At 50.7% G+C, this 11280-nt stretch carries 10 protein-coding genes; 7 read left to right on the top strand and 3 right to left on the bottom strand.

The window, feature by feature from the left end; translation table 11 throughout:
• On the bottom strand, positions 1-739 hold a 739-nt coding region (locus HOK28_18290), incomplete at its 3' end, for a hypothetical protein (protein ID MBT6435053.1).
• Between the two features lie 170 nt (positions 740-909).
• Between HOK28_18290 and HOK28_18285 the strand changes: the two genes are divergently transcribed.
• On the top strand, positions 910-1227 hold the full coding sequence (locus tag HOK28_18285; protein MBT6435052.1) for a TIGR02266 family protein: 318 nt from the start codon (positions 910-912) through the stop codon (positions 1225-1227).
• Between the two features lie 8 nt (positions 1228-1235).
• Here the strand turns inward: HOK28_18285 and HOK28_18280 are convergent, their stop codons facing one another.
• Positions 1236-1712 (bottom strand): DUF192 domain-containing protein, encoded by a 477-nt coding sequence (locus HOK28_18280; GenBank protein ID MBT6435051.1) that lies wholly within the window; start codon positions 1710-1712, stop codon positions 1236-1238.
• Complete coding sequence (locus tag HOK28_18275) at positions 1709-2383, bottom strand: hypothetical protein (GenBank protein ID MBT6435050.1); 675 nt, start codon at positions 2381-2383, stop codon at positions 1709-1711. The genes HOK28_18280 and HOK28_18275 overlap by 4 nt, the downstream gene beginning before the upstream one ends.
• 177 nt (positions 2384-2560) lie before the next feature.
• Between HOK28_18275 and HOK28_18270 the strand changes: the two genes are divergently transcribed.
• From HOK28_18270 to HOK28_18245, 6 genes are all read left to right on the top strand, one after another.
• Positions 2561-3247 carry an outer membrane beta-barrel domain-containing protein gene (locus HOK28_18270; protein ID MBT6435049.1) on the top strand — a complete coding sequence of 229 codons (687 nt, stop codon included), beginning with the start codon at positions 2561-2563 and terminating at the stop codon, positions 3245-3247.
• Positions 3247-3912, top strand: coding sequence for an outer membrane beta-barrel domain-containing protein (locus HOK28_18265; protein MBT6435048.1), 666 nt, complete (start codon positions 3247-3249; stop codon positions 3910-3912). The genes HOK28_18270 and HOK28_18265 overlap by 1 nt, the downstream gene beginning before the upstream one ends.
• Entirely contained in the window at positions 3909-6182 is a 2274-nt protein-coding gene (locus HOK28_18260) for a hypothetical protein (protein MBT6435047.1), read from the top strand. Before HOK28_18265 ends, HOK28_18260 begins: the two co-directional genes overlap by 4 nt.
• On the top strand, positions 6172-9528 hold the full coding sequence (locus tag HOK28_18255) for a tetratricopeptide repeat protein (protein ID MBT6435046.1): 3357 nt from the start codon (positions 6172-6174) through the stop codon (positions 9526-9528). The genes HOK28_18260 and HOK28_18255 overlap by 11 nt, the downstream gene beginning before the upstream one ends.
• Positions 9525-11033, top strand: coding sequence for a tetratricopeptide repeat protein (locus tag HOK28_18250; GenBank protein MBT6435045.1), 1509 nt, complete (start codon positions 9525-9527; stop codon positions 11031-11033). The genes HOK28_18255 and HOK28_18250 overlap by 4 nt, the downstream gene beginning before the upstream one ends.
• Positions 11030-11280, top strand: a 251-nt coding sequence (locus HOK28_18245) for a hypothetical protein (GenBank protein MBT6435044.1), incomplete at its 3' end; no start/stop codon positions are given. The genes HOK28_18250 and HOK28_18245, both read left to right, overlap by 4 nt.

The following is an 11280-nucleotide window of genomic DNA, read 5'->3' as shown; positions in this document are numbered from 1 at the left end:
CGGGGAGTTGCTGGTCGAGAACCTCTCGATCGACTCGGTAAAGGTGCTCAGCGCCAACGAACTGGTCACCGCTGTAAAGCCCCAACACGACGATGAGCGCAGATACTATTTTAGCCGCTTTTCCAATGGCCAGCCGGTCGAAGAGGGTCACGAGCAAAGCAAGCAAGACGGTGGTGACTGCGGTGAATGTGCGCCAAGCCAAGAGCCGTTGGTCGGGAGCGATGGCTTCGTCGTAGAGTGTGCCTGGGTTGTAGCCCCAAACGTGACTGAAAACGGAAATGGGTGGTTGGGAATAAAAATCCCAGCCTATAGAAATGAGAGGAAGGCCGAGAAAAATAAAAAAGGTTCCGGCTCGGGGTCCCCAAGACATCGGTTTAAATAAAGTCTGCGCTAAGACGCCGAGGACGGCATTAAGAGTTGCCGCAGCAACCGGCAGTATAACAAAGAAAAGTAGGCCCACCCTAAAGTCGCAATTTCGTACGCGAAATGCGTTGAGGCAAATAAGTATTAAGGGGAGAAGCAGCTGAAGGTAGCTGTAGCCCAGGGCTATGGGTATCTGTTTACGGCTGGGTTTAACGGAGCCTGCAACGCTCATTCCTATGCTAAAGCTGGTCAGCGTGGTGAGTAGCCCCAGTGCGAGACAAAATTCGTAGCTCAACACATTAAAGAGGGGAACGAAGCAAAGCATGGCGGCCACAAGGGCTTGGGCGATACACGCTATTTTAAAGATTTTTTTCACGCCTCAATCTAACACGGTGCGACAGAGAAGCTCCATATTTGTGCGGTGTGATCTTTTGAATCGTGGTTTGGTGGATTCGAATTGACGAACTTTCATCCAGGAACCTATCCTAGGAGATGGTCTTTTCGCCCGGAGATAGGGAGGCTGAGCGTCTCCCCCTTGAGCTGAGAGTGGGTTACCAACGATTGGCAACCTTTATGCGAGACTACACGGCAAATTTCTCCAGGGGCGGCATGTTTATCAAGTCGATCCATCCCTTAGCCACCGGGACCCGTTGTATCTTCAAAATAGGCTTGCCTGGTTTTGACGAGCCTTTGGAGCTTCTGGGTGAAGTTACCTGGAGAAATACCATGCACGTATACCAGAACCCGAAAGTATTGGAGACCGGGATGGGCATACGTTTTATTTTTAGCTCTGAGTCGGAAAGAGAAGAGCTGGCCCGGTTTGTAGATGAGATGATTCGACCCAAGCTTAAAGCGTCTGCTTAAAATTCAATCTAGGGAAGCGGTTTACCCATAGGGCCCAAGGTGACTTGAGTGCCTTTTTCTATTCCGTATCGGCGAGCGTAACCACCGACCATTTCCACGACGTATTGCGAGATTCCGGGAACGTTCCGCGGTGTGGTTGTCATGGGCTCGGCATTGTGAACGATGCCAATGACAATGCCTTTCTGGTTAATGAAAATCATATCAAGCGAGAGCAGTGTGTTTTTCATCCAAAACGATTGAGGCTCCTCATGTTCGAAGAGAAAAATCATTCCATTATGAGGCTTAAGCTTGGTTCTATTCATTAAGCCCTGCCGGCGAGCAGCACCGGTGCGGGCGACCTCAACTTGAACTTTAAGGTCACTCTCTGCAAGGTGGAAAGTCACATGACCTTGATCAAACTTCACCTCGGTAGAGGTGGCAGAAAGAGCGGGGCCGGGGGAGTTACAGCCCAGTAAAACAGTGACCAGAATCAGTTGCCATTTCATTGAGGGGGTTCCCGGACGATGCAAACATTGCGGGTTGAGATTGAGCCTTCAGGGAGAACGGCCTGGCTTGCCTCTGGAGCACAAGAGAGCAAACTGTCGTCGCAGCTCGGGCCAGAGTCCGCGCATGTGCAGCCCAGAGAATCAAGGGGCTCACATTGGAGCTGATGCATTTCGCAGGTGTCGTCGAGAAGGCAATCGTCAAAGCAGCCCAGGCTCACACAATCAATCGCGCCCAATCCTTCGCAATCTAAATTAGAGGTGCAGCCGCTGCGCCGAACACAAACTTCTTGATTGGCCAGCTCGCCAACTTCGAGAGGCGTCTCGCAGGCAAAGCCGGGTGGACAATCGTCGTCGTTGCAAAACCCTTCGATACATTTGCCTTGATTGGGGCAGTCGCTATCCGCGCTGCACGTACCGGTGTTTGGGGACCAATCACAACTTCGAGTACAGTGGGGAGAGAGGCCCAAATGTTCCAAGCATTGAAAGCTTAGGCAGTTTTCATCTCGGTGAATTCGGACGACTTCCACACTTGGGTTTTCGCCTCCAACCGGATTTTGGCCAATGGATGCTGTTTGTGGGCTACAAAATTTGCCGACATCGTCAGTTTCACACCCTACGGTTAAGAGTGCGATCGTGAGGGCTAAAGGCGCGAAACACGTGCAGTTCTTCATAGGAATGGCTCTAGCACGGGGGCTCTATAGATCCAATGGCTCAAGAAGCTTCCGGGATGGCCGAATATCGGGTGAAAGGCCGAATTGACACTTTCAATCAGCACGAATAGCTTGCGATACTTCAATATGATGGTCGGTAAACACATGCGATTCTACTCGCTTGCGTCTTTAGGGGCGATGATTTTCGTGCTCGGCTTGGTTATGTCGCCAGGTCACGCCGCGGCGAATCCGAACGTCTCGAAAGACAAGACTGAGGCCACAGGGCCTCGCGTGTTTGACCGAATTCATGCCGTACCTAAGAAACGCATGCTCAAGAAGCTGCGGGTTGAACTTTCAGGCCACATCGCTGGCAGTTTAAATGATGCCTATTATCACCATTTCAGTACTGGTGGAGAACTGACTTTCTATCCCTTAGAGACTCTCGGTATCGGCGTTTCTGGGGAATATTTCTTAAGCCAAATAGACCGCTCGGGAGTGGAATACGTTCGGCGAGGTTTGCTCTCAACGTCCGCGGATTATGCATCTCCGAAATGGGGCACATGGCTGACCCTTTATTGGTTACCAGTCGATGGTAAGTTTAGTCTCTTTGATTCTTTGATAGGTTATTTCGACATTTATGGTGGGCTTGGCGGCGGAGTTGTAGCGACCTCAGCCGACCAATTGAGGCCAGCTATCACTGCAAGTTTGGGCCAGCACTTTGTCGTGGCCGATTTTCTAACCGTGCGTTTTGAGTTACGCGATCTACTCTATTTTGACGAACACCAGTTTCTCTCGCAAACACGTTCCAGTATTCGTAATCAGTTGATGTTTCGAATTGGCTTCGGACTTTTTATTCCCCCTTCATTTGAATACCGGAGTCTATAATGCGGGGTTTGCTTTTGTGCACTTTGATGCTCGCCACGGCTCTGCCGGGTTTCCAAGCGAACGCAGCATCAGAATCTGATAATAAACCGGTAAATCGCCTGGCCCAAATTCCAACTGTAAGCGGCAGACTCTTTGAAAAGAAGGACCGAATCGAGCTTACCCTTTGGGCCGATACTGCCGTTGACGACCCCTTTTATTACCACGCGCCAGTGGGTATCGCGGTTGGCTATCATTTTGCGGAATCGTTCAGTGTGGGGCTGCGTGGAGATTACTGGCTCTCTCTTAAGCGCGGCCCTGTGTCCTCTCCGGGAAATGTTCCCGATCCGGCAGTGAACAGACCAGCGTTTGAAGGATTTGGTGAAATCATTTGGGCACCGGTCTACGGGAAATGGTCTTTTTTATCGAAGTTGTTTGTCCATTTCGACGCTCACTTAAAACTGGGCGGCGGAGTAATTGGCGATGCGCAGGGGCAAGTCAGCCCTTTGATTACGGCAGCCGTCGGCCAACGTTATCGAGTGGCCGATTGGTTTGTGCTTAGTGTTGAGATTCGTGAGCGTGTGATGAAACTCCAACGGATGACCGACATCGAGGTAGGATCCGGTTGGGAGTATTTTCTGAGTGTGGGTGTGGGAGCATCCTTTATGCTTGGAGGCGATGAGTCGTGATGGTTGGAATGCAACGGTATTCACTCCTGCAATGGGTGTTGTGGCTGACGGTCTGTGCTTTCTTGCTTGGACCGTTTAGCAGTGGCATCGCTGTCGCCAATGCGCCGCAAGCCGATTCGGAGCAAGAGACATCGGTTGAAAAACCAAAGAAGAAAAAGAAAAAGCGCCGTACGAAACGTCGTTCCAAAAAGAAGAACCGAAAAAAGAAAAATCGAAAAAAAGCTAAGGCAAAGAAGAGAGTTAAAACCAAAGAAGTGGTTATTACGCTCCCCGCTCAAGACTTAGTTGCACCAGAGGCGGATGGGAAAAAGCAAAAGGATTCGCCGGCGAAAAAAGAAGCACCCGGACTTATACTCGAGCTTGAGACGCCGAATAAGGTCGCTCCAAAGAAATTGGCTCCCAGACCGACCGTGAAAAAGGATACCGCTTCGGTTTCTGAGGAAGCGACCCTGGAGCTTGAAGTGCTGGATTTTGGTAGCGCAGATGAGGATGAATCTGCATCCGTGGCCGGGAACCAAAAGAATCGTTTTGCGTTCGAGCAAGCCCTCTCTCATATGGCGGCAACAGATTATGGAAAAGCGGCAGACGAGTTTTTTAGAATAACGTCAACACCGTCTTTAAGCGCGTTTCACCCCGAGAGTGAATACCAGCTTGCAAAAGCCCTCTACAAGGCGGGGCTCTATGGTGAGGCTTTTCAACGGTTCAAGTTCATCATCCATCAAGGTCCGAGCCATCGGCGTTTTCAAAAATCCGTTGAGTGGTTGTTTCGTTTAAGCCGTGTGAGTTCAGAGCAGGAGCCCATTTTAAGAGAGCTCGCTCGGTTTCGTAATATGCAATTCCCGGAAGCTTATCGGGATGAGTACCATTACCTCTTGGCGAAGCATTTCTTTTTTGAGGCACGGCGTTATGAAAAAATCGACGCCTTTCAAAACAGCGGAACTCAAGGTCCCGTAACAGAGCAAGATGAAGAGGGTGAGCTGGAATTTTCTGGTGATGCATCAGGGGATGCAGGTGGCCCTGTACTAGAGTTTAAGGGCTCCGCTGCGCCGGACGGTGAAGTGATTTTTGATTTCAATGGCAGTGCGCCCGCCGAAGTTAACGACGATGTCATGGAGTTTGGAAGCGCTGGTCAACCAACCGGCAGCAAGGTTACGAGTGACCCATTCCGAGCACGTGCTCCTGAATCCCTGGCCGAAGCTGTTTCTTATTCGCATCACCTGATTGAGCGGGTCTCGCCCCAGAGTGAATTTTATCCACGTTCTATTTATCTAACGGCGCTACTCTTTTACTTGGTAGGCGAGGATCAGAAAGCAGTTGAGACCTATCGCTCCTTGGTTGCTCTTTTGCATCCTTCCACCGGCACGTTCCAAGATGTTAGCCTGCGTCACATGGCATTTTTGTCGCTGGCTCGGATTCATTATGAGCATGAGCAATTCGACAAGAGTATTTATTACTACAGCAGAATTCCTCAGGGTGCTGAAGCATGGCTGGTGGCTTTATTTGAATCGAGTTGGGCGTATTTTCGTCGAGGAGATTTCGACAAGGCGCTCGGCCGTCTACTCACTTTGCACTCTCCATTTTTCGCGACGGAGTATTTTCCTGAGTCTCAGGTTGTAAAAGCCATTATCTATTTCGAAGCCTGTCGCTACGATGAGGCGAGGATCATTGTTGATGATTTTTTCAGCAGTTATAACCCGATGATGGAGCGGGTTAGAGGCATGCTGGACAGCCGCAGTGAGGTCGATGCTGCAAGCCGGATCTATGAAACTCTAAGCCGGTCCGAAAACAACGAAGCGGGGGACGATGTTTTAACCTCACGGCTCTTGGGGTTGGCTCTGACAGATCCACGGGTGGCGCAGGCCGAGAAAACGCTGACGCAACTTCTTAAAGAGCGCAGTGCTATTGCCTTGTTGCTCTCTGAACCCGCTTTGGTGGAAGCCCTGGATGTTGCCATGGAGCAGAGGATTATTCGTCAACGAAGAATAGCTGCTGAGGCAACTCTTTTGAAGTTTGAAGAAGAGTTGGAAACCTTAAGATCTCTCTTGAGCCAATCGATTAAAGTGAAGCTCGAGGTTGCAAGAGCCGAACGAGAGGGAATCGAGAAACGCTTACGGGGTGAGTCGGGGGCGCAGAAATTAAAGGCAAGTGGTAGAGGGAAGAAGACTGATTCAGAGCACGTTCGCTGGCCCTACCAAGGTGAGTATTGGCGTGATGAACTCGGAACCTACGTTGTCGATTTTAGTATGTGTGAGCCTTTGAATGACCAATAGAAATCCGCTTGTGAGATGGGCGCCCATTTTATTAAGCTTGTCACTACTCTTGGGTGCGGTGCAGGTCCAAGCAGCACCGCGGCAAGCGAAGAAGAAACAAAAAAATGCGGCCCTCTCGCCGCTGGTCGATCTCGACGGTATTCTCGATAAAACAGATAAACAAAAAGACGAAAAGGCAGGCCCGCGTTCTATGGGCGAGCTCTTAGACTCCCGCCGCCTCAGTGCACTGGTCGATGTAAAATTAGATGAAGAGATCGGTCTTGCGAAGCAATTGATTGGTTTTGACAATACATGTGACGGTGCATCTCCCGTTCGTTTTCGACTGGGCGACCTCTATTGGGAGAAATCAAAGCGAGCTTTTTTTGTTTCACAGAACTTAGATTTACCCAAAGCAAAGCGAGTCGAAGCCAAGTCGTTGATGGCTAAATACCAAAAAGAAACCAAGCGCTGGTATGGGGAAATCGTGAAGCAATGCCCTGGATACGAAGCGCTTCCTAAGGTCCTTTATTACCTCGGCCGAGTTTATGTGGAGTTGGGCCGGGCCAAAGCTGGCGCTCGATATTTTAAACGTATCATCCAAGAACATTTGGATTCAGAGTGGGCAGGTAGGTCTTGGTTTATGATCGGTGAGTACTATTTCGATACAGCGCAAGACATCGAGAAAGCTCTTCAGGCCTACGAACGAGCCAGCCAAGATTCAAATCAGTCGGTCACGGGTTTCGCTCTCTATAAAGAGGGTTGGTGTTATATTAATACCGGAGAGTGGGAAGTTGCCCTTCGCCGCTTTGAGTCGGTTATCAAGTGGATTGAAGCGAAGAAACTTTTGGAAGAGGGACCGGCTTCGGGACTTAGGCGCGAGGCGCTGAAGGATTACGTGCGTGCTTATTCAAATATCCAACCAGAGTTTTCGGTGAAGGGGTTGGGTAAGCCAGACAAGGCATTTGAAGTATTTGGGAAAGTTGCAAGTACAGACGAGGTCCCGCGGCTGATCGAGGAACTTGGGCAGCTCTACCGCAACCGTGATTCACACCAAAAGGTCGTTCTCATTTACAATGATTTGGCCAAGAGGTTCCCGAGTTCTATGCGTCAAACGATTTGGCAAAGCTATGTGCTTGAGGCCCTAAGCCGGTCGGGAACACGAAAACAAATTATCTTCCACCTTGAAAAGCTGTGTTCCATGTTGGGAGATTTGTGGTCTGCAGATCAGGCGAACCCAGTGGTGGACAGGAACCGAAAAAAGCAATTGTTAGAGAGCTTTGATGTGGCGGAGCGAATTGTTCGCAACCTTGGGCTTGAGCGTCACAAGGAAGGGCGCCGTTTAAGAGGCAAGGCGCGGAGCCGTTCTTTTCGTTTTGCTGCAGATGTTTATGAGGCATATCTGGGCGCTTTCGGTGGACGGAAGCTAACGTCAGAAGTGGACTATCCGTATTATGTGCAGTTCTACCAAGCTGAGCTTTTTCTAGAACTCGGACTTTTGGATAAAGCCGCCGGTGCGTTCGAAGCGGTGGCGGCTAAGGGAGAAGCCAAAACTTCCGGGCGAGAGCGGAAGATGGCGTTGCGAGCGGCAGAGGAATCTGTGCACGCGTTTGAGGCGGTGTGGCAAGACCAGCTGGAGGCTAAGACCTCACCCGAGATCATCGTCAAGACGGAGGACGCGTTTGCGTTATCTGCTGGTCGATATTTGAGCTTGGTGGGCCGAAAGAAAGACCCTCAAAGCGTTGGGGTTCGCTACAAAGTCGGCAAGATTGCGTACGACCGGGGCCAGCTAGATAAGGCGATTGAGCAATTTGAGATATTAGTCACTCGGCACGGTAAAAATAAGGTGGCATGCATTGCGGCCAACTTAATCCTTGATATTCACAATGGTAGTAAAGACTTTGTAAAGCTTGAAGAACGGGCGAGAGTTTTTGCACGAATGAAGAGCCTGAGCTGCTCTGCAAAAGAGCGCAAGGCGTTACAGGGAATTGCTCAGCAAGCAGCTTTTGGCTTGGTTAAAGAGCGCGCGCAGAAAAATGAAGACCCTGTCTCCGTCGCTAAATCCTATTTAGATTATTTCCGTAAGTACTCCTCTTCGAGCCTTGGAGATAAAGCACTTTATCATGCAGCCATAGCGTATGAGAAAGCTGGAGACTCTAAGCAGTCAGCTAAAATCAAGTTCAAGTTGATTAAGAAATTCCCTAAATCTGAATTGGCTCGCGAAACGCTCTTTGCGATGGCAGCTGATTACGAGAATTCCGTGCAGGTTGTTAAAGCACGAAAGCTTTTTGAACGCTTTGCGACAAGTTATCCGGAAGATGAGCGCGCACCGGTGGTATGGCTTAAGGTCGCTGCATTTTCGAGAGCTCTTGGCGATAAGCGCGGCGCCCAAAGGGCATTTGAGAAGGTCGGAAGCGATTATGTCTCGCACCCGCAGGCTCATCTGGCAGGGGTCAATGCATGCAAGCCACTTGAGATGGAGTTAGAGGACTACCGCAAGGATGGCTTCAAGCCATCGAAGAAGCGCGCTGAGCTTCTGGACAAGTGTTATGCGCGATGGCTTTCAAAGCCTGAGTTTCGAACGCGAGATGCCGACCTAAGATGCTATGTGCTCACGCGGCGAGCTCAGCTCTACGGCAGTGTTTTAAACAATCAGGCTCGTGCGAGCGGGTATCAAAAAGATGCAGATGTTGTATGGCAATCTATTGCGGACAATGTGGCTTCAGAGCGAAGGCGATGCTCGGATGTACGGGCTGAAATTGGGTTTCGGGGCATCGAGTCGGGATTTAAGAAGTTTGGTTCTTTGAAGCTCAGCCCTCTGGACCCAACCAACGCGAAGGCCATCAAAATTTTCAAGGCATCTTTGGCGGTAGTGACTTCGAGACGAGACGTTTTATTAAGAGAGTATCAGAGGCTTGCAGCCCTTGGTTCCGAGACTTGGAGCGTAGCGGCCGCATACCGCGCGGGTGCAGTACTCATGCAAAGCGTCGATAAGCTTTTGACTGCGCCCATAGCCTCCACGCTTGCCTTGAGTGTGGAAGACGAGCAACTTGTTCGGGAGGGGTTAAGAGAAAAAGCAATGCCACTTCGGGAACTCGCAAAGAGCCGTTTCGAAGATTGTTTGGCCGTTTCTCGGGCCCTGGCGGTTGGCGGAGACTGGGTTGAGAAGGCGCGAGGAGCATTGGCGAAGATGAACCCGCTGGGCTTTGGTAAGAGCCGTGAAAAGTGGATTCGACCGGAACAATCTGAGGCAGCTGGCGGTGTCTTACGACTTTTCAAGCAAATGAGCGACGGTATGTTTAAGAACGTGGACGTATTGCAGGTTCGGGGTGTGCGGGACTTACCGCCGAAAGCGGGGAGTAAGCCATGAACAGAATGATGGTGCTCTTCGTGTTTATGCTTTGTATTTCATGTGCCGGTAAGCCTGGGCCAGATGTTGCGGTGGTTAAAACTCCTCAACAACTAAAAGCCGATAGGATCCAATACTTACGCGATTCGCTTGAGAAGCAGTTTGAGATTGTAGGCGATTCAAAGCCTCTTTATCTGGGTGAGCTGCGTGGGCTTTTAGAAGACCTTATTAAACTCGGTGAGAACGACATTGAAGTGAGGCTTAACCTGGCTCAGGTTTTGGTTTTTGAGAAACGATTTGTCCGTGCTTTAGAAATTTTTCGCGAGCTCTCCACGGAAACAAAGAGTGCGGCGGTGGTCCGCAGTTATGGCGAAGCTTTGGTAGCGGCTGGAAAGCTGGAGGCGGCTGAAGCTGTTTTTATCGAAGATCATAAAAAGCATCCCAAGCGTTTGGACAGTCTTGGGCATGCAGCATCCCTTGCATGGAGCCGCGGCGATGCCACAAAGGCTTTGAATTTGGCTTCTCAGGTACTCTTGGAGCGGCCTTTAGATCCTCATGCGTTGGCGGTGATTGTGCGTGACGCTTTGGCGCAAGGTAAGCCAGGCGTTGCAGTGCTCCTCTTTGACAGAGCCCGTGTGGGTAATGTTTATTCTCCCGAACTTTCTTGGCTGGCAGGTCAGTACGAAGAGAGTAAAGGTGATTTGGCACGGGCCTTACGGGTGTACCGTGAAGGGGTAGAACGTTTTCCCGAAGCGACCTTGTTACGTGAGGCACTGGCCGCAACGGCCCTCGAGCTGTCGGATGGAGCGGTCGCGCATCAAGCATACACGTGGCTATTGAACCGAGAGCCCAAGGAGAAAGCTTGGCTCTTAGGTCTTGCAGTGGCCGCTCGGCTTCAAGGTCGTCTCGACGAGGCCGCTCGTTTTTATACTCAGACATTGAAAGAAGAACCTGATTTACAGGATGCTCTTTGGAACGATGCGATTTTGGCTCAGGTTTATCAGGGAGACTACGAGCGTGCCTATGAGCGCTTACGGCGTTTGAAAACACTCACCGGTAACGAAGCGCAACGCTATGAAGGCCTCCAAGAGCAGCTGACTGAACTTGAAACCTTGGCCGAGGAAGAAAGAGTGTTGGCGGCGGAAGAAGAAATGGAGCGCTTGGCCCAGGTGGCAATCCAGGGGGTTTGTGAGGCTTTGTCGCGGTCGCAAACACCTGACTTTTCATCTTTAAATTCTCCAGAGGTACTTTCCGATGCAGGCTGGGATTTATTGGCCCAAGCGGTTGCTCAATGGGAAGAGGCACCGGCCCAAGCGATGGAACAAGTGACGTGTGCATTTGCCATTGCAGAAAAAGCTGAGGGTTTTCGCGAGGAGAGCTGCGCGCCGATGCATCATTCATGGGCCAAGAGGATGGATCAGGCAGGCGACCGGGTTGAGGCCATGCGCCATTTAAAGACTGCGTTGGAATGTGACCCAAGCCACGAGCCGGCTCGGGTGCTTATGGAGAAAGTGGCTGCGCAATGAGACTTGCAGATTGCTTACGGGCTGAATACCCTAGGCTCGTGAAACGATTTCTACAAACAATGATGGTTGTTGCCCTTGGTTTACTGGGCAGCTCGGTCGCATCGGCTCAATCCAGCCCAGGTTCCGACGTGGTCTACGAGGAGAACACTGTTCTTACCTTTGGTGACGATACCATTGATGGCTCGTTGTCTAGACCAGACGGTCAATACCTTGAGAGTCGCAAACGCTTGAGGCACGAGAGATTGAT

The sequence above is a fragment of the Deltaproteobacteria bacterium genome (assembly GCA_018668695.1).
Classification (GTDB): Bacteria; Myxococcota; XYA12-FULL-58-9; order XYA12-FULL-58-9; family JABJBS01; genus JABJBS01.
Note: the sequence above shows the minus strand (reverse complement) of the source record. Positions and strands in the feature narration are given on the sequence as shown.